Genomic DNA, 25,856 nt, shown 5'->3' with positions numbered 1-25,856 from the left:
CGGGCCAGCACAATAACAAAAGGCGCTACATACTGATGGCAACGCAAAGCGAATACGAGTTAGAGACGCAACTGGTGGAACAACTGGTGGGCATGCACTACGAACGGGTGAATGTCACCGATGAAGCCAGTATGAAAGCCAACCTGCGCAAGCAGATTGAAATTCATAACCGACTGGAATCCTCTCCGCTAACGGACAGCGAATTTAACCGTATTTTCTTGCACCTGACCAAAGGCAATGAAGTTATCGATCGCGCTAAGATCCTGCGCGATCGCTACCAGTTATTGCGTGATGACGGCACTGAGAAGTGGCTCAGCTTTATCAATAAAGAGGAGTGGTGCCAGAATGAGTTTCAAGTGACCAGCCAGGTGAAGCAGTTCAATGCCGAGCAAAACACACGTAAAACCCGATTCGACGTCACGCTGCTGATCAACGGCCTGCCGCTGGTGCAAATCGAGCTGAAGCGTCGCGGCCTGGGGCTGAAAGAGGCCTTCAACCAGATCGATCGCTACCATCGGGATGCGTTCTGGGTCGGCAGCGGTTTGTTCCAGTATGTGCAGATCTTTATCATCAGCAACGGCGTGGATACCAAATATTACGCCAACAACCGCGCCAACCACTTTGAACAGACATTCTTCTGGACCGATGAAAAGAATAATCCGCTCAAAGCGCTGGAGAAATTCACAGACGCATTTCTGAAAGTCTGCCATATCGCCAAAATGATCACCCACTACACGGTGCTGAACGAAACCCGTAAGTGCCTGATGGTGATGCGTCCGTACCAGTTTTACGCCTGTGAGGCGATGATCCGCCACGTGAAGGAAAATCTCCACAAGCATGAACGGCCAGAGGACGGTTATATCTGGCATACCACCGGCTCCGGTAAGACGCTGACCTCGTTCAAAGCCAGTCAGGTGATCATGGAAATGCCGGAAGTGGATCGGGTTATTTTTGTGGTTGATCGCCGGGATCTGGATTATCAGACGGCGAAGGAGTTCAACGGCTTTGCGAAAGACAGCGTGGACACCACTAATAACACCAGCACGCTGATAAAACATCTCAAGCAAAGCAGCACCAAACTGACCCTGACAACTATTCAGAAGCTGAATAACGCCATCACCCATGAAGGGTATAAAGCGCAACTCGCACACCTGCGTAAAGAACGCATCGTCTTTATCTTCGATGAGTGCCACCGCAGCCAGTTCGGTGATACGCATAAAGCGATCGTGAACTTCTTCGAAAACGCGCAGCTGTTTGGTTTTACCGGAACGCCAATCTTTGCCGATAACGTCAATATTACCAACGGGGTCAAACAGACCACCGAGCTGTTGTTCGATAAATGCCTGCATAAATACGTGATTGTCGACGCCATCCGGGATGAAAACGTTCTGCGCTTTGCCGTGGAGTATGTTGGTACTTACAAGCGTAAAGAGAGCAGCAATGAGATCGATATTGATGTGGAGGATATTGATACCAAGGAGGTGATGCAAAGCGGCATCCGGTTGGGCAAAGTCACCGACTATATTCTTGCTCATCATGACGCCAAGACTCGAAATCGTGAGTTCACCGCGATGTTCTGTGTCGGGTCAGTCGATATGCTGATCACCTACTACAAACTCTTTAAAGACAAGCAGGCCGCACTGCAGGCGGCGGATGCCAACTATAAGCCGTTAAAGATTGCCACTATCTTCACTTATGCAGCCAATGAAGCGGACAAAAGTGATAAAGAGGCGGTAAACGGTCTGCTGGATGAAGAAGATATAAGCCTGCCGCAGGGGGCGAAAGTTGACATCTCGAGTCGCGATCATCTGGATAGTTTTATCGAAGACTATAACGAGCTGTATGGCACCAGCTACTCTGCCAGTGACTCAAAGAGCTTTTACAATTACTACAAAAATATCGCCCAACGCACCAAAGAGAAAGGCATCGATATTCTTCTGGTGGTGAATATGTTCCTCACCGGCTTCGACAGCCCGGCGTTGAACACTCTGTACGTCGATAAAAACCTGCGTTTTCACGGCCTGGTGCAGGCGTTTTCCCGCACCAACCGCATCCTCAACGAGAAGAAAAGCCACGGGAATATAGTCTGCTTCCGTAATCTGAAGAAAGCTACCGACGATGCTATTGCTCTGTTCTCGAATAAAGATGCCTCTTCTGCGGTGCTGGTGAAACCCTTTGACGAATACTTCAGTGATTATCAGGATGCCGTCGATCGCTTGTTAAGGCTGACGCCAACGGTAGAAAGCGTGGACGATTTAATTGATGAAGAGGCACAGCTGGCGTTTGTAACAGCATTCCGCGATGTAATGCGTTTGAAAAACATCCTCGAAAGCTTTGCTGATTTTGACGATGCGGCTAAACCGCTCTCGGACCAGACGCTGGCAGATTTCACCAGTAAATATCTCGATATCCACGACAAGGTGAAAAAACACTCCAGCAAGGAGAAAGTCTCGATTCTCGAAGACGTGGATTTTGAAGTCTCGCTGATTCATCGCGACGAAATTAACGTCGGCTATATTTTGCTTCTGTTGGCTGGCATTCAGGCTATGCCGCCAAAAGAACAGCAGGAGCAGAAGAAAAAGATCATGGATATTATCGACAGCGACGTCACGCTACGCAGTAAACGCGAACTTATTGATAATTTTATCGAGAAAAATATTCTGCATGCTACACACGATGAAGACATCACTCAGTTATTTGAAGCTTATGTGGAGCAAGAGAAAAGTAAAGCGTTGGCAGATCTGTGTATAGAGGAGCGACTAGACCCAATAAAACTGTCAGATTTATTGGATCACTATATTTTTACCGATGTAATGCCTCGTGAGGATGAGGTGGCAGAAACGCTGATTTGGACGCCTAAAATTCTTGAGCGCAGGAGTGTCCGTGCTCGTGTTTATGACCGTGTACGGGATGTGATTGATAAGTTTATTAATGGGATGCGTGGTTTTTAACATAGGAGGGCTAAAATATTGATGGCCTGCTGTTATCGCCGACTGGCCGGTCAATCGCATCGGTGAGTTACTGCCGTGGCGCGTCACCCTGCCCGGGGAATAATCTCCGGGCCATCCTGTCAATACGGCGCTCGCTGTACACTTACAAATGTTGCAGTAGTATGGAAGTTGTAAAAATGGATTAAATAACGTCCAATGAAAATTTATGTGCATCATCTGTTTTAACAAACACTGCTCATTAAACACGTCAATGTCAGGCTTGTCGTTTGTAAGGTCTTTTATTAGTTGATTTGAAAACTTGATTGCTTATTTCACCAGTAAAAATGTCTTCGTCAAGAAAATCGAGAAGAGCTTTGACCTCTTTTTTTGTTTGAGGTATAACTATTTTCTCACTGCCGTCTATAACGACAGTTTGTAGCGGAAAATCAATTTTTAAGGCAGAGGCTCTGAATTTAGGTATATTTTCGTTAGTTAAAACACCATTCTTCTGTATTATTGTCACTTTTGTTCTAACTACAGTATCTGCAATTGCTCTTAAATCAAACCCAGATGATATAGAGAATAGAGGATCATTGGTGAATGATACCAACTCACTATCAGTTGCTTCTTGGAAATAAGAATTCATTTCGAAAACGCTTCTTAACTTAAAAAAACTACGAAAATATATATTGTCGCCATCCAAAAAAGACACTAATTTATCATCAACATTAAAACCTACGTCCTTAGCCTTACTGAATGTATTTTTACTTTCAATTAGTCCAACTAGGAAAGATTTAGATGTATCAAGGATCTGGTTTTTACTAAATGTCTGGATGGCAATAATATTATTATTTTCAGGGGCATCTACACCTACAAATAGGGCCTTTATATGCTCAATGCCAACAGAAGCAGGATCCCATTCAGGAATTGCAGTGTCTCGTGTAACTGCATCAATCAAAAGCGCTGACTCCGCAAATTGCTCAATTTTAAAGCATTCATCGTAGCGAGGGGAATAACCTGCGATAAAATCAATTATAGTTGAATGATGTGCTTCAAAGTAAGTTTTTTGATCTTTAAATAAAATATTGATTATAGAGCTAGAATCCTTGTCTAGTTTAACTCTTAAAACTCTGGCCCCAACCTGACCATCCATCAAAGCAAAAAGTGCCATAAATCACTCTCTATCAGTTGTGTGTAAATAGGTATAATCAGTTAGCTTTACAACTTTAAATGTTTTGTTTCTTATATCTGTAATGACCTCTTTTGAAATCAGTACAAATCCAACGCCTGTGTCATCCTCGGCCTCGTAAAACTTATAACCATGCAATGAAAGCAATGGGTTGAAATTATAATTCTCAGAAAAACAGATGTAAAACAACAATGACAGATAAAAGAATATAGCATATTCTTTTTTTTCCGCAATGGAATCTGTTCCAAGCAACGGGAACAAATAACTTAGAAAGTAATTTGTGACTTCTTTATTCGCAGGAGACAGCGAGTCAATTATTTTATGAGATCTTTCAAGTTTATATTCCGCGAACTGCATTAGTGACCAGCATAATCCCCAGCTAATAAAAGCGGTGATAGCACTGTAAATCATTAAAGATCTGGAGTCTTTCATCCACCCAATGAAGATTAGCGTTAGGCACACTGGCGCAATCGAACTTGCTGTAAGCAGTAGACGAGATAATTTGTTCACAATGCCCCCTTCTTAAAGTACTGTTTTAATATACAGTATCAAGAGCGCAGAATGTAAAAATTTACATTCATGATGTTTAACAGATTCACTAAAAAAAAGTAGCTTTCAAAAAAGTATTTTTTTTCAAGGGATTAAACTTAGCCTTGCAAACCGTTGGTTAAAGAAGACATGTCAGCGATTATTACCAGATAAGATTTCCATCTAGATTTGTAAGAATATCCCTAGCCGTCTAAAACTGCTACACCTGCCTTATACTGACATGAAGCATACTGCGTAAGGACAACGCCTCTAAGAACTGATGTGGTGCGATTAGACATCTAAAATAGCCTCAACGCCTTATCTTGCAAGAGCTGGCAGAAAGCGGAATGCTTTTCCACGCAGCAATTCAAACTACTTTTGTATATTAACCGTGTACATAAAGTATTTTTCAAATCCAATACCCCTCGCCTTATCAGGGTCAAGCTCCTCCTAACTGTACACAATCCGCCAGTCATTTTTACGAATATCCGGCGTGCGGTACTGTGCGACGATGGCAACAAATTGTGCCTGTTCGTCCATCGGCATGGTGAACGGCACCGTTTGCTGCGGGCGGATTTGCACTTTTTTTTTGCGACCAAATCGGCACTCAGCGCATGCTCTGCATCGCTAATCAGCGTGTTGTAATCCGCTTTATCAAATGCCTGTCGATCTTTGAGCGTAAAGACCTGCACGCGCGTAGCGAGTGACATGCCATCCTCGTCCGTATTCAGCTCTGCGCGGGCACGAAACTCCAGATGTACGGTTTTTACTTTTTTTATAAAACACCGCTTTTGCCACGTCTTTTGTGTCGTCAGTGACGCTTTGCGTCAGGCCACACCCTGCCACCAGCGCGGCTATTACTAGGGGGTAGAGTGCGTTGTATTGTCCGTTTCATTAATCGTCATCCACTTCTGTCACTGTGCGTTGGTGTGGATTGAGCGTTAGCCCTTCATAAAAGCCGAGCGGCACCGTCAGCGTAACTGAATCATTGTCATCGTTCTGTCCCGGCAGGAAGGCATAACCTGCGAAGGTACTGTACAGGGCGTCAGCTTTTGCGCTCAGACGCCGAGCCGGGAATAACTGGCGCGGCAGAGTCAGCGTAATGTGCGCGTCGTATCGCCAGCCAAGGTATACCCGCAGCAGGGAGAGCAAATCATGGTAGAGCGGTTGGTTCGGTGGCAGCCATCCACGCGCATCGGCAGGACTTTCTGTATAGAGCTGGATCTCCACCGTGTTGTTCACATCGATAGCTTTCCCCCCGAGCACCGGCTGATTGTCCAGGCTGAAATGCCTGTCGAGCCGTGGCTCAGGTACTTTAACCCGGCGCTTAAAATTTGGGACGATGGTAGCGCAGGTGTCAGGTGTAACAAGCCGAACCAGCGCTACAAGTCCTTCGGCAGTTCTCCCCGGCTGGGGCAGAATGCCCGGCAGCGACAGGAAGCGAGACAGCGGCGTACTCAGATGCTCTGCGGTGCCAGAGATCCCCAGCCCAGCAAGGCTCAGCAGGCACTGCAACACGCTGTCCGTTCCGCCAGGCTTAAAGGTGGCCGGATAATTGTGCTTGCGCCAGATGCGGTAGAACTGCGTCAGGATGCGGTGGTTAAAGATGTCGAGGAAGTGCTCAACGGATTCGTGCCCCTCCCGGCGCTGAGCAATGTCATCGATATTGGATCCCGGCAGTAGAGACGTAATGCCGTACATGCCAAGGAAGGTAGTGCGTACAGTCGGTGGCGAATCCGGATCATCATCCGGGTGCAGTTCAATGCCCTTTAGCTCGCTGGCCGGAAATCCCATACCTGCATGAGGGCGCAGCCGCACCGGATCGTTTTTAATCTGCGCGGTGCTGCCGATGGGGGGCAGATGCGGGTGGCGATGTTCAAGCCACTGCATGAAGTGGTAAAAGTTGCTGTAAGGCAGCCGATCGCCCATTGTTTCACTGAGTTCGGTATAGCTCAGTGGTGACTCTCTTTCCATCGCAGGCATTTCCCTGAAGGCTGCAGTATTAGCGTAAGTCGGTTATTCAGATGCTCGTCGGCAAACTGCGCCAGAAAACGGTTGAGCAGCGAGCCAAACAGCCACACATCTCCTTCACCGGCAAAGTGAGCGGTATCCAGCGTGACTTCAATATCTACGCCGCGCTGCAGATAACGCTGCCAGCGCTGAAGCCGCCAGTGCCGCACGTCGGTGATGCCCGCCAGACGCTGCTGATTGATCGCGCCATCAGACCAGCAGTGACGTTTCAGCGTATTTCGCAAAACATCGGCGTTATCCATCATCCACAGAAAGCTGCTGCCGGTCTGGCTGAGCAACTGCCAGTGGAAGCGGTCGCGCTGCGGCGGATATCCATTAGCATTTAACAACAGGTGCATAGCCAATGAGGATGGTGGGGATAAGTGTGCGTTTAAGGAGCGACCACCGTGCGATATGCGAATAAGACATACTCATCCATCGCGTTGGTCAGTGCGACATTCTCTGCCTGCCGGTCGCACATCCATTGAGTGACCTCCGCATCTGATTTGAATTTCAGGTTCTCAATCCAGTCGGTTAGATCATTGCCTAACATCAAGTCGTACCAGCATAGCCATACCAATTTGAGGCGTATTTCGGTGCCACTAAATTGTTGAAACAGGCTGATTAACTTGTTGGTTAATGAACGTTGTTTCAAGCGAACACATTCAGAGAGTAAGACACCTTCAAGCATAGGATGATGAACCAAGAGATCTTCCTGCGTGCTCAAGCTAACGTTTTGATCATCTATTGGGAGGGAAGATTTTTCCACCTGTGGACAAAAAATTATCTTGTGCAAACACTGAGGAACAACCGCATGAGCAGGTTCTTTGTTGGGAAAGTTTAAGCAACCTATCATCAGATAATGAGAGTAATAAATATTCTGGTGACACATCCCTTGTCGAACAGCGAGTTTTGAAAATCCCATCAGCCACGCTTGATAGTATTTAAGAATCTCTTCATAGCGCGTTTTATATTCTTTCATGATTTTTTCTCATTAGTAATTAGGTGACATGTACTTCCGATGTCACCTAATAAATTTTAACTGGGCAAGTAAATTGGCTTGTTACGTTACTGCCGGGAATGACTGATGCGCTCATTTAGCCAGCCTTCCACTTCGCTTTTTAACCATCGAGAGCTTCGGCCAAATTTGATTGGCTTAGGGAAGTGATTCTCCTGGATTAGCTTGTAGAACCATTTGTCTGTCAGGCCAGTTAAATGGGTAATGAATTCCATAGTGACGAATTGATCGTCAAGTACGTTTGGATTTGTGGTCATTGCGAGGGGCTCCAGTTGATAGTGAGCCGGAGAGCGACTTATGCATAATCTCCGGCATATCACTGGCTCTTCCTGTAAAAATGTTGAGTTCACTAATCGTTAGTTCTGGCTAGTTCCGAAATTTCTAAATCCATCCTCGTTATGTTTACTGCGCACTTTTGCCAGATAAAGCGCTCTGTGGCGTAGTTTCCAATAGGACTCATTAAAATCAGGTTTATTAATGTCCAACCACACAAGTGGATCTTTTGGGAAATGAGCCAAAGTATGAGCTCGCAGTACGTTGGTTTCTCCCAATCCTAAGGCTCGGCACCATGCTTCTTTAATCATGAAGGCTAAATTATGAATTTCGGAGTCATATTTACCTGGTGCGCAGTAAGTATCCTTATTTAGAAGAAGTAGGATATGATAATGATGCTTGATTCCTCGTTGTTCAAATTCTCGTACCCATGCATAGCGAACGCCAGTTGGATGACTACGCTTGTTATTTTTTTTCTTTCTTAATAAATCGGCTTGAATCTGCTCCTTCAATGATTGAAAGAAACGAGTGATAGCTTTGCTTTCAGTACCTCCAAAATTTTCATGATCTATATCGGGTAGTCTTAAATCGAACCTCAACGCTAATGTCCTGGAGTGCGATTCCAGTGCTTTACCGATTGTCTCTTCGATTCTTATAACGTAGTGCTCCCACAGTTCACCATAAACCGGGTCATTGATAATTCTATTATTCATTTTCAACCACTCATGTTGTTTACACATAGTGGTTGAGTGTCATGTGATTTTGTAGACCACAGTGGTAATACAGAGACCTCAGTACATCACTAGCGTTCTAAACCATCACAAATAATATTACCAATCCGACACTTTTCACTTTGGGAATGACCGTGGCTTTTGTAGCACAGCCTAGAGGCATAGGGGGGGGCACAAGTACAGGCATCATCAATACAGCACATTTTCTACTCTTAAGTTAGGGTGAGCACGTTCATTTTGAGCACTAAAGGCCATTTAGCATGGGTAAGACAATCCTTTTTCTTAAAAACTACTACGTAGAGTTACATGTAGAGTGCTACGATGATTTCTACTCGAAAACTTACACACGAAGCTACACTTAAAGCTACGTAGGATTGTGATTATTTAATACAAATTAAGGTGCGAGCATGGTTAAGGAATTAGTGACAACTCAAGAATTAAGAATGAATTTTCAACTGCTCATTAAGCTCTTTGAAAAGGGCTTCATTTCAAAAGAAAAAGTAAAATACCTCTTTTCTATAATTAGATTTAGCCATTTTAAAACATCCGTGTCTGATGAAATAACATCCTCTTTTGGTGTTTTAAATAGTTCAGGTGATAATCATTTTGAAAGAGAAAAGAGAGAGCTTCAGAACAGTTTGGTTGATCTCGAATGTCTGGATTGGTTGAAAAGTGAAAGATCTAGAAATTATATTCTTATTAGTCTCTGGGAAGAATACGCTGTCATATCTCAATCCGATGTTTGCTACAACTTTGCATTTATAAAAATCATTGAAAACAGATGCTGGGGTAATGTTGATATCAACCTTATTGTAAGCTTTATAGATTATTGTGCATTAAGGCATGGTCGTGAAAGTTTAACCAAGTTTATAAATTTGAAATGTTCACAATGGCATCAAAGCGTTTGTCGATCATTGAATTCTCTTTGGATAGATAGTGACAAAGTTATCAAATCTAAAAATAGTGAGTATGATTGGATTTTAAAAAGACTACATGATGAAAGAATATTTTATACTACACCGTCATTTGAAAGCAATGAGTTAAAAAGTGCATTTATTTTTTGTCGTTTGGATTTATGGGTTTCAAATAATAGAAATGCTGAAGTGGATTTGTTTTTTATAAAACTTAAGAAATCGTGGTCACAGAAGAAATTTAGAGATGGAGTCAAAGATAAGAAAGTATTGAACACTTACATCAGTGGTGAATCCAAGTCCAAACTTGAAAAAATGGCGAAGTTTAAGGGGGTGAAGTTGAATGAAGTGTTAGAGGAAATTATTGATTATTCATACGGAAATTGGATCTCATCAAAGAATGGATTGGAATAATTAATAAATATATATTATCTCTTTGAAGTGATGGTTATTACTAATAAATTAAGCATGATCACCAAGAGATATAGATGACAAAACTCAATGGATATAAAGTTATAGAGAGTAGATTGCAATACATACCACTGCCTACAGCCCATGCCATAATGGGTAAAATCAGTGAAATAGTAAACTCAGAACCTGTCATTGGCATTATGGGTAAAACCGGGGCGGGCAAGAGCAGCCTATGCAATGCTCTCTTTCAGGGTGAAGTATCGCCAGTAAATGATGTTAGCTCATGTACCCGTAATGCTTTACGTGTTCGCATAAATACTGGAGACCGTTATTTAACGCTAATTGATCTTCCTGGCGTGGGCGAAAGCCAGCAACGCGACCGGGAATATACTTCGCTTTATCGGCGTTTGTTGCCAGAAGTTGATTTGATAATCTGGGTGATAAAAGCCGATGATCGGGTGCTAGCGGTAGATGAACATTTTTACAGAGATGTATTAACCGATCCTTATCAGGGCAAAGTGTTATTTGTCATTAACCAGGCTGACAAAATTGAACCGTGTCACGAATGGGACTTCAGAAGGAACCAACCTTCACCTCTTCAAATCGCTAATATCGATCTCAAAGTTCAGGACATCACACGGCTATTACAGCCAGTCAATCCGGTCTGCTCCATTTCAGTTAAGACCAACTGGAATCTGAAAGAGATGGTAGAGGTCATGGTCGAATGTCTGCCGGAAAAATCCAGTAGCCCTGTAACAGCGCAACTACATCGTCATCTTCGAACTGAGCGCGTCAAAGAGACGGCAAGAAACGATTTTGGCAGCGCCGTCGGTGGAATACTGGATGTTGTAGCTTCGCTTCCTGTAGTTCCCAGGCCAGTAAAATCGCTGATTCATCAGATTCGTGATGCAGTGGTTTCGATCGCCCGTTCTGTATGGGATTTTTTCTTCTAAGCAGTAATCTTCACGAATTTACACGGAAAGGCCCCGACGCATATGCGTCGGGGCCTTTCTTTTATTATGCAAACAGGAGTTAATCATGGTTCGTCTCGCTTCACGTTTCGGTGCTGCCAACGTCATTTGCAAAGATCGCCCACTCACGCACGATGAACTGTTTCGCACTGTGCCCAGTATTTTCAGTGAAACTAAACATGGCTCCCGTAGCGATCGTTACACCTATATTCCCACGATCACTCTGCTGGACAATCTAAAGCGAGAAGGTTTCCAGCCTTTCTTTGCCTGCCAGACACGAGTCAGAGATCTCAGTAAGCGGGATCATACTAAGCACATGCTGCGACTGCGCCGGGAAGGACAGATAACGGGCAATCAGGTTCCTGAGATCATTCTGCTTAATTCGCATGATGGATCCAGTTCCTATCAAATGTTGCCGGGCCTTTTCCGCGCAGTGTGCCAGAACGGACTCATTTGCGGTGAAACATTTGGGGAGGTTCGCGTACCTCACAAAGGTGATGTGGTCGAGCGGGTGATTGAAGGCGCTTATGAAGTGCTAGGTATCTTCGAGAGTGTCGACGAAAAGCGGGAGGAGATGCAACAAATGATACTTCCTCCGCCCGCTCAGCAGGCACTGGCAAAAGCAGCGCTTACCTATCGCTTTGGTGATGAGCATCATCCTGTCACTGAGTCGCAAATATTATCGCCACGACGCTGGCAGGACAATAACCCGGATCTCTGGACGACATACCAGCGCATCCAGGAAAACCTGATTAAAGGCGGACTCAGAGGCAGAAATGCACAGGGCAGAAACCAGCAGACGCGCTCGGTTCGGGGCATTGACGGTGACGTGAAGCTTAATCGCGCACTCTGGGTGATGGCTGAAACCATGCTGGAACATGCTCAGGGACGCACGCCTATATAACTTGGCAGAAAAATTAACAAATTAGGGACACACCCTGTCCGCATTGTGTATTACCTGGTTTGGTCAATTCCAGCAAGTTTCACTGAATCCCGCCTGCAACCCCGCTTCAGCAAATCTCAAAATATTTTCTCATGCGGTCATAACCTGTCCGACCCAACCTTTAAAATAACCTCAATATTTCAGTATGTTAATTGCGGAGATGACCTATGTGTCAAGCCAAACGTCGCTATGACAAACTTGCCATAAGGTTGTCGTTGATCATCAGCCGTCTGGTGGCCGGAGAGACGCTTAACTTGAGCAAACTGGCGGTTGAGTTCGGCGTTTCAGTACGTACTCTGCGGCGCGATTTCCGGGAAAGGCTTATATACCTAGATCTGGAATATCACAACGGGAACTGCCGGTTGCTTACCGGGGGCAACGTGGTCCGGCGCGAGCACATCGCGCTGGCTTTTGCCCGCCAGAGTGGTGTGGCTGGATTATTTCCGGGACTCGATCACCGCTTGGTCAATACCCTGCTTGAAAGTGGTATCGAAGCGCCGTGCATTGTCTGGCAGCCCGCATCAACAATGGGTGAATCACATCAAGGAATTTTCCAGCGGATTACTTCCGCTATCACCGGGCGGCGTCGCATCACGCTTCTGGCTGAAGGGCACCGTTGTGAGCAACTTGCGCCATATCGCCTTATCTCGCTTGAAGGTCGCTGGTATCTCACGGGCGAACTCGAAGGCCAGATATCGGTAATTACCCTGACTGATATTCAGACCATCGCCATCAGTAGTGAAAACTTCACCATGAATGAGCCTTTATTGACGCTGATTTCAGACTCTGAATTTATCAAGGCACTTCCCCATTTTCGATTCTTCAAGTCTTTGCTTACCGGTGCCGATAACCGGTTAACATTTCATAAGGATAACCAGCAATGAAATACTCTCCTATTAAGGCATTGATTGCCTCGTTAATGCTCGCCGCGACATTTCAGAGTAGCGCGACCATAACCGGAACGGTTAAGGCGTGGCCTTATATGCAATCCGCTGGCTGGAAGTCAGCAGATGGATATGATTTTGAAAAGATGCACAATGCACTCTATCAGGCCGAAATAATCGACAACTATCCGTGGACGAAACAATTTCTGCTGCGCGTTCGCGGCGGTGGTTCATTCTATCTGGCGGATAAAGCCTCCAAAACTGTTCGCCATCTAAAGATCAAGCCGGAGAGTGGTTACAGCTCAGATTTGACTTCAGTCTATCAGGGTGAGGATAACGGTAAAGGATGCTTCCTTGCTGTTATCGATGGAAAAGCGCTGGCGCTGAACAAAGCTGAGGATGACATCACCGCCAGTTTTCCTCCCCGGCCAAATGCCTCTCACGAACTGGCGCAGGTCAGAGAACAGTTTAAGCCAGAAGTTGTCGCCGTATTTCCGGACAACTGTGTTAACAAGCAGCAGGAAGCGGCTATGAATGCCAAACGTTCGTCGGATGAACGAACCCTGCAGCAGTGGGTCGCTAAAGAAAGCCTAAAAGAATTGTGCCGCAGGACGGGCAATTGCTAATCAGGGAGAGAGCCGATGATTCATTTTCCAAAACTGCTGGTTGCAGTTGCCTTAACGACTTCAGTGCTGCTGACGGGATGTGACAACAGTGATGATGGTGGTATTAACACGATTTCTAAATACCAGGACCTGACACCGCCACCCTTCAGCGATATCGTGTCGTCGAAAAGTGATATCGCCTACCAGTGGATCAAAAAAGATGCATTTGGTCAGGAACAGTATCGGGTGATTAAAACGGTTAAATCACCTGATGGTTGTAAATCAGGTAATTATTACTACATCGCCGATATGCGGGAGAAGACAGTCCAGCCACTCATGTCTGCGCTATGCCTATCCGATAATATTGCGCTGAGCTTTAAAGAAGAAACCGATAACTATACCGGTGAAAAATCCGTCATTTATTCCCATGATGGAAAAGAGATGGGTAAAATCTACATGCCTAAAAATCAGGAGGATAATCAATGATAAAAGGAAGTCGAACAATTCTGGCTCTAATAGCACTCTCCATCTCAGGCATTTCATCAGCTTATGCCGAAGAACAGCGCTACATCAGCATACGCAATACTGACAGTGTCTGGGTACCAGGTGGGATATGTTCTCTTCAGTTCCGGCTGGACAATGGCGGCAGCGGTCAGGGCTTTAACAAGCTTGCTGTGACTATGCGGGTTAAAGATAACAAGGGAGACATTCTTGAGGAGGGGATAATGGATGTCGAACCCTTTGGCGACAGTGATGCCACGCGCTCGCAAAATGCTTATCTTGAAACCACTTGCAATGATGACGCCAGCTCGGTTGAGGTTGTTAAGGCAACTGAAATGATAAATGGTAAAGAGTTCAGTTTGCCATTGTCAGTATTCGATACGCAGTATTATAAGCCACTGACAGTCACTGTTAATAAGTAACCCGCCTTAATATAAAACATAAAGCTTAGAGCCCCCACTGCTTCCGCAGTGGGGGCTTTTTATTTATCAAATGCTCGTTAGCAAATCAATTTTATTTAAACTGAAATTTAATAAGGCATTATTTAAATGAAAGAATCTTTAATTACCAATGATTCGGTTTCAGAAGAAATGCGACTGCAATTCTGGCCGAAACACTTCGGCAAAATCCCGCAGTGGATGCTGCTGGAGCCTCGCGCTTTCGCATGGATGGATCGCCTGTGCGAAGCCTACAACGGTGGATACTGGAATTATTACACGCTCAGCAACGGCGGTGCCTTCATCGCACCTGACAGCGAGGACAGCTGGGCGATGTTCAACAAGCTGAATGGCAACAGCGCGGAAATTAGCAGCGAAGCCGCTGGCATCGCAGTCTGCCTGCTGAACTGGAGCCACCATGCCTGCAGAACTGGCAGCCACGCCATGAGTGAACACTACTATCGCCTGCGCGAATTTGCGCTGAGACATCCTGAAAGCAACGCCATCATGCACATCATCGACTGAAGGTGGAGAACATTATGGAAAGTACTGCATTACCTCATCCACTCACTTCACACCGCACCATAAAACGCGCCCTGACGCTTATCGAAAATCACCTGCGCGAACCCGGAGTGGCGTTTACTTCGGCAGCACTCACCCGCGACTGGCTGCGGCTGAACCTCGCTGGACTGGAGCGGGAAGTGTTTATGGTGGTGTTTCTGGATAATCAGAATCGGCTGCTGGCGCACGAAACCCTGTTCCACGGCTCCATCACCAGCACGGAAGTTCATCCTCGTGAGGTGGTTAAAGCCGCACTGCGGCACAACGCCGCTGCGGCAATCTTTGCTCACAACCATCCGTCTGGATATGCCGAGCCCAGTGACGCCGACCGGCGTATAACCGAACGGCTGAAAAAAGCGCTGGCACTGGTTGTGGTGCGCGTGCTGGATCATCTGATTGTCGGCAGCAAAGAGATTGTTTCGTTTGTCGAACGCGGCTGGTCATAAAGGAGGACATATGCATTTTGAACAATGGGGACTGACGTGCGGTAAAAAGCCGTGCTTCGGTGCCAGGCTGGTGCAGGAAGGCAACCGGCTGCACTTCCTGGCTGACCGGGCAGGATTCACCGGCGACTTCAGTGACGATGAGGCACTGCGGCTTGACCAGGCTTTTCCACTGATAATGAAACAGCTGGAACAGATGCTTTCAACCGGTGAGCTGAATCCTCGCCATCAGCAACGCGTTAACTTGAATCACATTGGACTGACCTGCGAAGCTGACACGCTTGGCTCACACGGTTATGTTTACATCGCGATATATCCCTCTTCGACTGTAACCGGCTGACCGGCCGCCTCCAAAAAACAGGACACACCCAATGCAAACTTTACCGTTACCCAAGCCACGGGCGGCTGAGCCATGCCCGTCGCCCGTGCAGGTCTGGCAGTTGCTGCTCACACATCTGCTGGATAAACACTATGGCCTCACGCTCAACGACACCCCGTTTGGCGATGACAGCGTGATTCAAGCGCACATCAACGCCGGTATCTCCCTATGTGATGCTGTCAATTTGATTGTGGAAAGGTATGAACTGGTGCGCACCGACCACAGCCGTTTCAGCCTCACCGAACACTCTTCACTGATTGGTGCCATCGACATTCTGCGTGCCCGTCATGCAACCGGACTGATAGTAAGCAGCGGCTACAGCACCATAACCCGCATCACAACGGGCCGGTATCGGGAGGAAAAAGCACAGTGAAAATCGGTCTGAACTTCAGTGCTGACAGCATCAATGTGCTGGCGCTGAACATGGGGAAAATCGCTATTGAGGTTGACGGCATCGACATCGCTGAGCTGATGAATGCCGTTAATACGCAGGGACTGTCGCTGCGTATCGCGGAAGAATCCGGCAAAGTGGTGGTTGAAAACCCGCTGCCTGCAGGCACCCGCCTGACTGGCGTCTGCTGCAGCACTGCCCATATCACCAGCGAGGATAATTCGCTGCTGTATACGCTTTCTCTCCAGGCACAGGAGTACAGCGATGCGGAGTGGATACATTTTACCGAATCAGGTTACCTCATCAGGCTCGATATCTGGTCATATCCGCTGCTGCGCCTGAAGCGGCTGGGCCTTTCAAAAGTCTGCCGAAGGCTCGTTGCTAGGCTGATAAGCCATTACGGCATCGGCCTGGTTCATCTCGATGCATTTGGCGAACTGCTGCCGGGATTTGACACTTTTGATTGGTAACCTTACCTGCCCAATCCTTTCATATTCCTTTCTCACATCAACACATTCACCCGCCCTTAAACCGGCGAGTGTTTTCATTTATGGAGACAACATGCAACCAGAACCAGACGTACTTACCGACCATACCGATATTATCTGTTCCACCAGCTTCGAACGCATCGTCACCGGACGTGATGCCGCACTGGTACAGATTGGGCAATTGATTCAGCAGCTCAACACCATTTCTCAGCTCACTGCCGGAATCGGTGGCGGAAATGCCTCTGACTGGGCGATGAAGCAGGGGCATCGCTATGACTGCTGGCTGATGGAAAAACCGGAGAAAGCGTTGCCAGAGATCACCCGCAATATTGACCGTAGCCTGTGGCGCGAGCTGATGCTGAAATCCGGCATGCTATCGCTGATGGATGCGCAGGCTCGAACACAGTGGTATCAGAATCTGGACGATGGCGACCTACCCGCCATTAGTGAAGCCAACATCCTCAGCACCTTTGAACGGTTACATCAGAGCAAAGCAGAAGTGTTTGAACGCGGCATCATCAACGTGTTTAAAGGACTGTCATGGGATTACAAAACCAACAGCCCGTGCTTCTTCGGCAAGAAGATCATCATCAACAATCTGGTGACGCACAACCGTTGGGGCTACAGTCTGACGTGGGGGTTCAGGCGTGATCAACTGGCCGACCTTGAAAGAATGCTGTACTTGCTCGATGGCAAAGTGATACCTGACAATCGCGCAGACATTTCCATCAACCTGATGGATCACATCCGTGACAACCCTGGCAAGGATGTTTATAAAGATGCGTACTTCTCCATCCGCTACTTTCAGAAGGGCACTGCACATGTCACCTTCAAGCACCCTGAGTTAGTGGAGAAGATGAACGACATCATCGCTAAGCATTATCCAGGAATGTTGGCTGAAAGATAGCGAAGGATTAGAATAAGTTGGCCTCAAGCGCAGGTGATCTTAGTCAGCAATTGCCTGTAAAATAGCCGAAGTGTTTTAAGAGGCCAATTTATCACACAAGGGACTGAATAATGGAAAAGATCAATGAGTGGCGAGATATAAGAGAGTTGCTGCGTAGCACTGTGTTAATGCAAGAAGGCTATCATCAAGCAAAGAAACGTTATTCCAGTAAGATAGCTCCTGATTTCCGTTTGTTACGTTTTTTCAATATTAATGAAAATACGCTTTCTAAGTGTTTGGCATTCCTTCTTAGACCCGACGAAAGCCATGCCCAAGGTGATCTGTTTCTCAGTAGTTTTTATCAATTAATAGATAAATCAGAAGTGATCAAAGCTGATATGAAGGCTCAGATTTCAACTGAATACACTATTTTTAATAGTCGTAGAATTGATATATTGGTCTCGGATCAAAACGAGTTAACAGGTATTGAAAACAAACCTTGGGCAGTCGACCAAAAGGATCAACTTTATGATTATGCTCACTGGTTAGCAGCGGAAGCGAAACGGCGAGGCGGCGGATGGTCCTTAGTATATCTCTGTAATAATGAGATAAGTGAGTTTACTTTTCGCTCAAAGTCATCTGATGATATAAACAAGCATGTTAAACCCATCACTTTCTTCCAATTGGAAAACTGGCTTTCGCAGTGTGCATTGCACATTGAGGCACCAGCAGTACGATGCTTTGTAGACGCTCTAATAAAATTCATTCGCGAAGATATCAATGGAGAAACAGCTATGGAATTGCAAAATGAACTCACAGAAAAGCTGGTCGCTTCACCGCAAAATCTCAGCGCAGCATTTTTAATTACTCAGAATATGCGCCAGGTTAAAGAACGCCTGTGGAATGATTTCATCGTATATCTGCGTCAGCAACTATCCCCAATGGGATTCAAGGTTGATATGAATGATGAGTTGAGGACGGGCAGTAAATACGCAACGTTCTCGGTGTTATTTAAAGAAGGTGATGATTTCAAATTATGCTGGGAGTTTGAAACCAGTGATTACCGCAATCTGGCTTTCGGGATCTGCTCAACTGTTGAGCCACACGAGAAATTGCATAATGAATATTTTCCTGCAATCGCTCAAGCGATGAGACATGTTTTTCCTGAAATCGATGCAAAAATCGAAAGCGAAGGATGGTGGCCTTGGTGGTGCTATATTGATGCGGGCATGAATGTCCCACGCAATTGGAATATGGAATCAGATGCCTGGGCATTGCTGCTTGAACGTGGTGAAGGTAGTTTTGCACAATCAATAACCAATATTGCAAAACGCATCCATGACGAAATGGACTTATCCTTGTTAAGGACGTCTTCCTAAAATCAGAGTGAAGGTTTGAACGCTCAGCGTTTATTGCGACCTCTGACCCACTGAACTCTTCAGCTTCTGATCGAGTTGAAGAGTAGTCACTCCGGCTTGTTGGTTGCGTGGAAGCTAACAGTTAAAATTATCAGTCTCATGCTAAGGGTAACTAAGCAGATCCAACCAGCAAAACCACGCAAAACAATGTGTTGGTATAATCGTTGGTATAAATTTTTTCGAACACGATTTTGTGGTTTTCAGTCAATGGGTTAGGTTGTTAATTTGAATCCTGTAGGGCGTACCATTTCTAAGTAACACATCTCTTCTGAACCTTCTTTGTTTACTTAATACTCCCTGATATCGCCGGGTTTTATCTGTCGCGAGCTCAACCAAATTCTACTCAGTTCTACCTAAATCAAGTGGTATCTGAGGGCCTTAGCGGGGACTTATCTCGTTCAGTGGGAATTAGGGGCCCACATGCAACTGAATGCACGGTAGTTCGACACTGCAAAACCAAGAGAGAAAGAATACAAATTAACGGATGGCGGCGGGCTCTACCTGCTGATCAAACCCAACGGAGCTAAATACTGGCGCTTGAAATACCGCGTGATGGGTAAAGAGAAGAAGCTCTCTATCGGTGTTTATCCCGACATCTCATTGGCTGATGCTCGTTTGAAGCGAGAGGAAGCGCGCAAGGTCGTTGCGCTTGGCGGATATCCAAGTGAAGAGAAACGGGTTGAAAAACTGGCGCAGAAGGCAAATGTTGAAAATAACTTCAAAGCTATCGCGCTGGAATGGCATGAGTATAAGCGTACCGGATGGTCGAAAGGGTACGCTGATGACTTGATGGAAGCGTTTGAGAACGACATTTTCCCAGATCTTGGTAAGCGACCAATTACAGAGATAAAGCCGCTGGAGATGCTGACAACGCTGCGTAAGTTAGAAAAGCGCGGTGTTCTCGACAAACTGCGCAAAATCCGACAGGCGTGTAACCAGGTATTCAGATACGCGATTGTTACTGGCCGGGCGGAGAGTAACCCTGCTTCTGAGCTTTCAAGTGCATTGGCAACGCCAAAATCACAGCATTTTCCCCATCTGCTCGCTGAGGAGTTACCCGAGTTCTTACAGGCGCTAGAAGCTTACTCGGGTAGCCCAATTACTTGTCTTGCAACGCGTATTCTAATGCTGACCGGTGTGCGCACTATTGAGCTACGTCTGGCTGAGTGGAAAGAGTTCGATTTCGATAAAGCGATTTGGGAAGTGCCTAAAGAACGTATGGAGATGCGGCGGCCACATATGGTGCCATTGTCAATTCAGGTGGTTGAAGCACTTCGCGAAATCCAATCGGTTACAGGGCGTTATTCTCTGGTATTTCCAGGACGCAATGACATTACTAAACCGATGAGTGAAGCGAGTATAAATCAGGTGTTAAAGCGTATTGGGTATCACGGGAAGGCGACAGGACATGGGTTCAGGCACACGATGAGTACCATCCTGCATGAGCAGGGGTACAACACTGCATGGATTGAATTGCAGTTGGCACATGTGGACAAGAACACGATTCGAGGGACATACAACCACGCGCAGTATCTGGAGCAGAGAAGGGAAATGTTGCAGTGGTATGGGGATTATGTGGATGCCTTACGATTGAATAAAAGTTTCGCCAAAGTTAGTTAACAACGCCCCAGCTTACATCCATAGGGGGTAACCTGAACATCAAGAACCGTGATGACAAAGCCAAGGTTTCCCTGAACAAAGCGGTCTATCTGAGCCCCGAGTTTCAGGCGCTGTGGGATCGTATTAAATACAAAACTACGTTCCGCGTAGACTTTGATACCAATGCGCTGATCGAAAAGTGCGCCGAAGAAATCAAAATCAACCTTCAGGTGGGCAAGGCTCGCTTCACTTACCGCAAGGCGAAGACTGAAATAGACCGTGGTGGAGTGCATACACAACAGGTTCAGGAAACAACCAGCGTGTACGAATCCCGCGCGTTCGATTTGCCCGATTTGATCACTTACTTACAGAACGAAACAAACCTGACGCGCCGCACCATCGTTGCTATTATCAACAAAAGTGGTCGTCTGGAATCATTCAAGAACAACCCTCAGAAGTTTATCGAGCAGGCCGCCAACATCATCAAAAGCCAGATGCGGCTTTTTATCGTCGATGGTATCAAGTACCAGAAAATTGGCGATGATCAGTTTTACGGACAAGAACTGTTTGAAACGAACGAGCTGTTTGGCTATCTGAAAGACAACATGGTGAAAGCTGAAAAATCAGTATTCGACCACGTGGTTTACGACTCCGATATAGAGCTTGAATTTGCCTCGGCCTTCGAACGAAATGACGACATCAAGCTCTACGCCAAACTCCCCGGTTGGTTCAAAATCGATACGCCATTGGGCGGTTATAACCCCGACTGGGCAGTGCTGATTGAGCAAGATGGTAAAGATAAACTCTATTTCGTTGTCGAAACCAAAAGCACGCTCTTCTCGGTGGAACGTCGCCCGGAGGAAAATGCCAAAATCAAATGTGGGTTCGCACACTTTGAAGCGCTGGGTGACGATGTTATCTTTACCGTATCGAACTCGATGGATGAGTTTTCCGGGCAATATCAGTGAGGGGTATGGGGCTGAAATATGCCCCACTACTCTGACCTGCTCTCGGTGATTCAGTACATTCTTGATGGTACAATTTCGCAATACCGGATGGACAACACGACTGGGAAGATCGTGGCGAAGAGAGATACTGATCATTCGTGAGACTTGAATGTTACCTCAGCGCCATACTGCGAATCGGGCAATAATAATTAGGTGTGAGCTAATTAAATTAAATGAAAAAAGGGTCCATGATGAACATGAACCCTTTTTTCACCAGCCACTAGATCAATCAAACGATTCTTACACGATCGGCACTAGCCAATGTCGGGTTGCTTTCGATGCTAAAATTCAAACAAGTTGGAATAAATTTTTTGGATTTGAAAATGGGCGATTTACAGAGAAAAGTTCTCTAACCAGTTGCTGGCTTAACCCAGTTTTCATGAGAATTTTCACCCACGTTTCATCGTCCAACATTTCGATGGCTTCAGCTAGCATACTAGGCTCTTCAGGACGTAATAGTTCATCACCAGGCTCTACTTTTGTATAGCCTTTCGAATTCAGATGCATGTAACCAGTCCTAGCTTGATCCTGGGTTAACAGCCCCAATGTACTGGCTCGATAAATGCACATTTTAAGGCTAATTTTCCATCTGAGTTTAAACTCAACCAAAGCGTTCCAATCAAATTGTTTCCCTCTAATACGTGGAAATTCTTTAATGAACGATAATCTAGGAACTAACAGCGCACTCGAAAAGCGATCAGCTTGTGACTCTGTCAGATTATCACCAGTAGTAATACCCTCATGCATTACCAAGTGCCCTAATTCATGGCCCAAATCTGAGCGAAATCTGCAGATGCTTTTTTTAACATTGTTCCTGATAATAACTGGTCTGTTATTATGGACGGTGAAAGCATCAACTCTATCATCTACCCCTGTGACATGAGCAACTATCACCCCCAGACTCTCAGTCAGTTTAACCATTGACGAAATCGGCCCCAGACCTAAGCTCCAGGCTCTCCGACAATCCTCTGCCACTCGTTCAATATCATTCGGAGTAAGCAATTCAGCTCCTGGATGTTCAGGTATAGAGACATCCGGGAATTCAATTTCACCTTCAATAGCTGAGATTATTATATTTAGTATCTCAGCCCTGGCTAAGACACTATTTGTGAGTGTTTGTGTCCTTGACTTTTTACTCCGGAAGTGGCAAACATCACTTTCAAGTGCATATTTTCGCTCTGTAAAAAGAAAATCAGGATTAATCATGAGAGCAGAAGCTATCAGCTCTAACATTTGCTCAGATGGTCTAAATCCTTTCTCAAGTTTGCTAACAAATTGCTTTGTCTTGCCAATTTTCTCGGCTAACTCTTCGCAAGAAAGCCCAACAGCCATCCTAGCTAGTTTGAGCTTATCACCACGGTATTCAGTGAAGTCAATCACCTGATGTTCCATTGTTGCTCACATCCGAATCTTGATCTTTGTTACGACGGCGAAGTGACGCTTTGCCGATCTCTGCTTCGTCAGGGAGGGTATTAGAATTAAGAGGCATAAGCGGCACAGAAGCGGTGGATTGATGAGAAACCATGCTCACCTGAGCGCCATATGCATTAAATCCTACGAGAGCAACCTCCCAGCGCGGTAATGTTGACTCTAACTCACCATCTTCCTCTTCAGATATAAATGGCTCAGCTAAAATACGCCATGTGATATCTTGTTCGGGCTCAATATCACCAAATAAAGAAAGCTGTTCGTGTTCAACTTTGTTCCGGAGCAGGCGATGCCTTTTCTTAGGGTTATTTATGCAATCCTTAGAAAATTGCAGAGGGATTTGATTTAAGGCTAGGACGTAATCCAAACCTTTTGACACCATTTCCAGACCCGGAATAGTCCCTTCACTTTGAATAAGATGATTTCTCACCCAGTCATATGCTCTGACACCTTCAGACCAATTACTATCCAACGTGTGCTTATGGTAGTACAACAACTCTAGAACGTTAGCAATCTCTGCCAACAGTTGTCGTACGTTGCTTTCAGCAAGATAAGGCTGAAACTCCCAACAAGGTGCTAATTGGTCGCTGCTCATTTCAAGTTTCGCTTTTTTTGTGATTCGTAAACCACATGTTTTCGCATTATCTTGATTTTGTCAACCAAGAAGAATGAAAAAATCGCAAAAGCGTAACACCGTTTACTTAAGATGTTTTAAGTGAACGGGATACTGGGTTTTTGAGCTTCGAACGGTCTTCTTTTTGGGCCGTTTTCTCTTTCTTGCCAAGATAAATTGCTTCACATTTTCTTCAGCTTCGTTGGGCTACCGCCAGCATGGACTGCTGCTCTTCAGTCCAGCGATCACAGGGGAGCGTTTTGATCGTTTCATGAACTCGCTGATTCGCTACATCGTATAACCACCGTAGGCCATGCCGGTTGGCGGTCTCAACATCAACAACGATGTCCATCGGACGAAGTCGAGTCATCAGCGGGGATGTAGAAGCTGTTGCGGGTATATTGCACCATGCGTTCAACTTTTCCTTTTGTCTGCGCACGGTACGGTCGGCATAGCCTGGGAGTAGAGCCCATCTCTTTACCGAACTGCCAGAGTGATGGATTAAAGCGGTGGCCGCCTGGCTGATACGCATCACGTTCCAGCACGACTGTCTTCATGTTGTCGTAAAGGATCTCCTGCGGAACACCACCAAAAAAACGGAAGGCATTACGATGGCAGCTCTCCAGCGCGTCATAATCTCAAAAAAAAGAGGCTGTTGAATTAGTTGCTGGCCTGCTTTAGCTGCAGGGCATACTTTGCCATCTCAACCACCCGCGCCTTATCCGGATCAAGCTCCTCCCGACTCAACACAAGCCGCCAGTCATTTTTACGAATATCCGGCGTGCGATATTGTACGACGATGGCAACAAATTGTGCCTGTTCATCCAGCGGCATGGTGAACGGCACCGTTTGCTGCGGGCGAATCTGTACTTCTCTTTCTGCCACCAAATCGGCGCTCAGCGCATGCTCAGCATCACTAATCAGGGTGTTGTAGTCGGCTTTATCAAATCCCTGTCGGTCCTTGAGCGTAAATACCTGTACGCGCGTTGCGAGTGACATGCCATCCTCATCTGGGTTCAGCTCTGCGCGGGCACGAAACTCCAGATGCACGGTTTTTACCTTTTTATAAAACACCGCTTTTGCCACGTCTTTTGTGCCGTCAGTGACGCTCTGCGTCAGGCCACATCCTGCCACCAGCGCGGCGAACATCAGGGGCAGGGTGCGTTGTATTCTCCGTTTCATTAATCGTTAGGCGGTATCGCGCGAAATACGGGTTGATGAGGTAGACACTACCAGCAGGCCATCCGGCGCGTCTGGCCACTCTTTACCTTGTGGCGAGATCACCATGCCCGGACGGATATCCATGCCGTTGCTCATACCGTCGAAAGTGACCTGCTCGGTGATCAGGCGTTCCTGGCGACGTCTGACAAACCACTGTCCCTGTTCCGGTAGAGCCTGGTACTCCTTGCCCAGTAACTGATAGTTTTCACCACAGCGATACAGCTCTCCCGTAAGCGCAGGCTTATCAGGATCGGTTTCCGCTTGCGCCAGCATGTCATTTTGCGCGTTGCGGTAATACTCATCATTGAGTCGTGTGCTGGCGGCAACGGATTGGCGATTAACGGAAATATCCCAGAGAGATTCCAGGCCGCCATCAAATAACCCTGACGGATGGCGAAAGACGATGCTTTGCTCAGCACCATAGGCCTGCGCGCTGTCACCCAGTACCAGCACATCTCGGTGGTTTTCTTCATCCCAGGTGAAGTAATAAAAGACACCAATGCGCGACAGATGACGCTCTATAAAGGCGAGATCGCTCTCCGCATATGAGATATAGAAATCGCGAATCGGATATTGAGTATTCAGGCGAAAGTGATAATCCAGCGAGGAGTATTCCCAGCGTTTAAGGATATCCTCTACCGCACCCGGTACACTTTTATGCTGGTAAACGGCATAGGTCAGACTGTTTTTTAGCAGCGCAAGGCGCGATTCCAGCGTGACCACATAACGTGTTTGGTCAGCAGAGGATTCGCACTGCTGGAAAGCGGTAACTACACCGCGCAAAATGCGGGGTTCCACTGACTGCCAGGGTTGGCCGTCAGGGTAAAACAATAACTGGGCCGTGCTGTTAATCAGAATATCGGCGGGAATATCGCGTGTAGCACTGGTGAGTTCAATACTGTACTTCCACGGCGAATTTAATGCCTCTTCACCGCTAAAACGCAGCACTGACAAAAGAATATCGGGACGCTGATTTTTCAGCGTCTGGATGCTCAGTTGATAGTGGCTGTATATCGGCGTCTTGCCAGCCGTAATCACAAAATCCTTCTTGCCCATTTACAGATTCCTTCCTGAAATTTG

The 25,856-nt window shown here is 46.3% G+C and carries 28 protein-coding genes and 3 pseudogenes; 17 read left to right on the top strand and 14 right to left on the bottom strand.

The window, feature by feature from the left end:
* Positions 1-35: 35 nt before the first annotated feature.
* Positions 36-2,951, top strand: coding sequence for a type I restriction endonuclease subunit R (locus Q3H59_RS14995; protein ID WP_309835622.1), 2,916 nt, complete (start codon positions 36-38; stop codon positions 2,949-2,951).
* A 253-nt stretch (positions 2,952-3,204) separates the two neighbouring features.
* Here Q3H59_RS14995 and Q3H59_RS14990 read toward each other — a convergent pair whose 3' ends face one another.
* From Q3H59_RS14990 to Q3H59_RS14955, 8 genes and pseudogenes are all read right to left on the bottom strand, one after another.
* Positions 3,205-4,101, bottom strand: coding sequence for a DUF4868 domain-containing protein (locus tag Q3H59_RS14990; protein ID WP_309835620.1), 897 nt, complete (start codon positions 4,099-4,101; stop codon positions 3,205-3,207).
* Positions 4,102-4,104: 3 nt separating this feature from the next.
* Complete coding sequence (locus Q3H59_RS14985) at positions 4,105-4,629, bottom strand: hypothetical protein (RefSeq protein ID WP_309835618.1); 525 nt, start codon at positions 4,627-4,629, stop codon at positions 4,105-4,107.
* Between the two features lie 468 nt (positions 4,630-5,097).
* Positions 5,098-5,378: pseudogene (gene tssJ / locus Q3H59_RS14980) on the bottom strand (type VI secretion system lipoprotein TssJ).
* Positions 5,379-5,541: 163 nt separating this feature from the next.
* Entirely contained in the window at positions 5,542-6,621 is a 1,080-nt protein-coding gene (gene tssG / locus Q3H59_RS14975) for a type VI secretion system baseplate subunit TssG (RefSeq protein WP_309835616.1), read from the bottom strand.
* Positions 6,600-7,016 (bottom strand): type VI secretion system baseplate subunit TssF, encoded by a 417-nt coding sequence (locus tag Q3H59_RS14970; protein ID WP_309835615.1) that lies wholly within the window; start codon positions 7,014-7,016, stop codon positions 6,600-6,602. The genes tssG and Q3H59_RS14970 overlap by 22 nt, the downstream gene beginning before the upstream one ends.
* A gap of 32 nt (positions 7,017-7,048) precedes the next feature.
* Positions 7,049-7,639, bottom strand: coding sequence for a hypothetical protein (locus tag Q3H59_RS14965; RefSeq protein WP_309835613.1), 591 nt, complete (start codon positions 7,637-7,639; stop codon positions 7,049-7,051).
* A gap of 86 nt (positions 7,640-7,725) precedes the next feature.
* On the bottom strand, positions 7,726-7,932 hold the full coding sequence (locus tag Q3H59_RS14960; protein ID WP_091004207.1) for an AlpA family transcriptional regulator: 207 nt from the start codon (positions 7,930-7,932) through the stop codon (positions 7,726-7,728).
* A 99-nt stretch (positions 7,933-8,031) separates the two neighbouring features.
* Complete coding sequence (locus Q3H59_RS14955; RefSeq protein WP_309835610.1) at positions 8,032-8,661, bottom strand: inovirus Gp2 family protein; 630 nt, start codon at positions 8,659-8,661, stop codon at positions 8,032-8,034.
* Positions 8,662-9,086: 425 nt separating this feature from the next.
* Between Q3H59_RS14955 and Q3H59_RS14950 the strand changes: the two genes are divergently transcribed.
* From Q3H59_RS14950 to Q3H59_RS14880, 15 genes and pseudogenes are all read left to right on the top strand, one after another.
* A complete protein-coding gene (locus tag Q3H59_RS14950; protein WP_309835608.1) occupies positions 9,087-10,004 on the top strand; it encodes a hypothetical protein in 918 nt (305 codons plus the stop codon).
* 74 nt (positions 10,005-10,078) lie between these two features.
* Positions 10,079-10,954 carry a GTPase family protein gene (locus Q3H59_RS14945; protein ID WP_309835606.1) on the top strand — a complete coding sequence of 292 codons (876 nt, stop codon included), beginning with the start codon at positions 10,079-10,081 and terminating at the stop codon, positions 10,952-10,954.
* 85 nt (positions 10,955-11,039) lie between these two features.
* Entirely contained in the window at positions 11,040-11,876 is an 837-nt protein-coding gene (locus Q3H59_RS14940) for a DUF932 domain-containing protein (protein ID WP_309835604.1), read from the top strand.
* 206 nt (positions 11,877-12,082) lie between these two features.
* Positions 12,083-12,799 carry a WYL domain-containing protein gene (locus Q3H59_RS14935; RefSeq protein ID WP_309835602.1) on the top strand — a complete coding sequence of 239 codons (717 nt, stop codon included), beginning with the start codon at positions 12,083-12,085 and terminating at the stop codon, positions 12,797-12,799.
* The gene (locus tag Q3H59_RS14930) at positions 12,796-13,425 is read left to right on the top strand and encodes a hypothetical protein (protein WP_309835600.1); all 630 of its coding nucleotides are present in this window, start codon (positions 12,796-12,798) and stop codon (positions 13,423-13,425) included. Before Q3H59_RS14935 ends, Q3H59_RS14930 begins: the two co-directional genes overlap by 4 nt.
* 15 nt (positions 13,426-13,440) lie before the next feature.
* Entirely contained in the window at positions 13,441-13,890 is a 450-nt protein-coding gene (locus Q3H59_RS14925) for a YfjS/YafY family lipoprotein (protein WP_309835598.1), read from the top strand.
* Entirely contained in the window at positions 13,890-14,327 is a 438-nt protein-coding gene (locus Q3H59_RS14920) for an IrmA family protein (protein WP_405042230.1), read from the top strand. Before Q3H59_RS14925 ends, Q3H59_RS14920 begins: the two co-directional genes overlap by 1 nt.
* A gap of 126 nt (positions 14,328-14,453) precedes the next feature.
* Positions 14,454-14,867: an antirestriction protein gene (locus Q3H59_RS14915; RefSeq protein ID WP_309835594.1), complete on the top strand. Its 414-nt coding sequence runs from the start codon at positions 14,454-14,456 to the stop codon at positions 14,865-14,867.
* Between the two features lie 14 nt (positions 14,868-14,881).
* Positions 14,882-15,349 carry a DNA repair protein RadC gene (gene radC, locus Q3H59_RS14910; protein ID WP_309835592.1) on the top strand — a complete coding sequence of 156 codons (468 nt, stop codon included), beginning with the start codon at positions 14,882-14,884 and terminating at the stop codon, positions 15,347-15,349.
* Between the two features lie 10 nt (positions 15,350-15,359).
* Positions 15,360-15,686, top strand: coding sequence for a type IV toxin-antitoxin system YeeU family antitoxin (locus tag Q3H59_RS14905; protein WP_309835591.1), 327 nt, complete (start codon positions 15,360-15,362; stop codon positions 15,684-15,686).
* 31 nt (positions 15,687-15,717) lie between these two features.
* Entirely contained in the window at positions 15,718-16,098 is a 381-nt protein-coding gene (locus Q3H59_RS14900; protein WP_309835589.1) for a TA system toxin CbtA family protein, read from the top strand.
* On the top strand, positions 16,095-16,586 hold the full coding sequence (locus Q3H59_RS14895) for a DUF5983 family protein (RefSeq protein WP_309835587.1): 492 nt from the start codon (positions 16,095-16,097) through the stop codon (positions 16,584-16,586). The genes Q3H59_RS14900 and Q3H59_RS14895 overlap by 4 nt, the downstream gene beginning before the upstream one ends.
* A 91-nt stretch (positions 16,587-16,677) precedes the next feature.
* Complete coding sequence (locus Q3H59_RS14890) at positions 16,678-17,511, top strand: DUF4942 domain-containing protein (RefSeq protein WP_309835585.1); 834 nt, start codon at positions 16,678-16,680, stop codon at positions 17,509-17,511.
* A 110-nt stretch (positions 17,512-17,621) separates the two neighbouring features.
* On the top strand, positions 17,622-18,869 hold the full coding sequence (locus tag Q3H59_RS14885) for a PD-(D/E)XK nuclease family protein (protein WP_309835583.1): 1,248 nt from the start codon (positions 17,622-17,624) through the stop codon (positions 18,867-18,869).
* A gap of 459 nt (positions 18,870-19,328) precedes the next feature.
* Positions 19,329-20,528: pseudogene (locus Q3H59_RS14880) on the top strand (tyrosine-type recombinase/integrase).
* On the opposite strand, the gene Q3H59_RS14875 reads toward Q3H59_RS14880, so the two are convergent.
* Positions 20,525-20,800, bottom strand: coding sequence for a hypothetical protein (locus tag Q3H59_RS14875; protein WP_309835582.1), 276 nt, complete (start codon positions 20,798-20,800; stop codon positions 20,525-20,527). The pseudogene Q3H59_RS14880 and the gene Q3H59_RS14875 sit on opposite strands and share 4 nt — an antisense overlap.
* Before the next feature lie 27 nt (positions 20,801-20,827).
* On the opposite strand from Q3H59_RS14875, the gene Q3H59_RS14870 reads away from it, so the two are divergent.
* Entirely contained in the window at positions 20,828-21,475 is a 648-nt protein-coding gene (locus tag Q3H59_RS14870; RefSeq protein WP_309835580.1) for a hypothetical protein, read from the top strand.
* A 327-nt stretch (positions 21,476-21,802) separates the two neighbouring features.
* Here the strand turns inward: Q3H59_RS14870 and Q3H59_RS14865 are convergent, their stop codons facing one another.
* From Q3H59_RS14865 to Q3H59_RS14845, 5 genes and pseudogenes are all read right to left on the bottom strand, one after another.
* A complete protein-coding gene (locus Q3H59_RS14865; protein WP_309835578.1) occupies positions 21,803-22,906 on the bottom strand; it encodes an XRE family transcriptional regulator in 1,104 nt (367 codons plus the stop codon).
* Positions 22,887-23,537, bottom strand: a complete 651-nt coding sequence (locus Q3H59_RS14860) for a hypothetical protein (protein ID WP_309835576.1) — start codon at positions 23,535-23,537, stop codon at positions 22,887-22,889. Before Q3H59_RS14860 ends, Q3H59_RS14865 begins: the two co-directional genes overlap by 20 nt.
* Positions 23,538-23,748: 211 nt before the next feature.
* Positions 23,749-24,190, bottom strand: a pseudogene (locus tag Q3H59_RS14855) (IS21 family transposase); the annotation flags it as partial.
* Positions 24,191-24,215: 25 nt separating this feature from the next.
* On the bottom strand, positions 24,216-24,737 hold the full coding sequence (gene tssJ / locus Q3H59_RS14850) for a type VI secretion system lipoprotein TssJ (protein ID WP_309835574.1): 522 nt from the start codon (positions 24,735-24,737) through the stop codon (positions 24,216-24,218).
* 6 nt (positions 24,738-24,743) lie between these two features.
* Complete coding sequence (locus tag Q3H59_RS14845; RefSeq protein WP_309835572.1) at positions 24,744-25,832, bottom strand: phage late control D family protein; 1,089 nt, start codon at positions 25,830-25,832, stop codon at positions 24,744-24,746.
* Positions 25,833-25,856 lie beyond the last annotated feature (24 nt).

The organism is Pantoea sp. SORGH_AS_0659, from assembly GCF_031453915.1.
GTDB classification, from domain to species: Bacteria; Pseudomonadota; Gammaproteobacteria; order Enterobacterales; family Enterobacteriaceae; genus Pantoea; species Pantoea leporis.
This window is presented reverse-complemented; position numbering and strand designations above follow the sequence as displayed.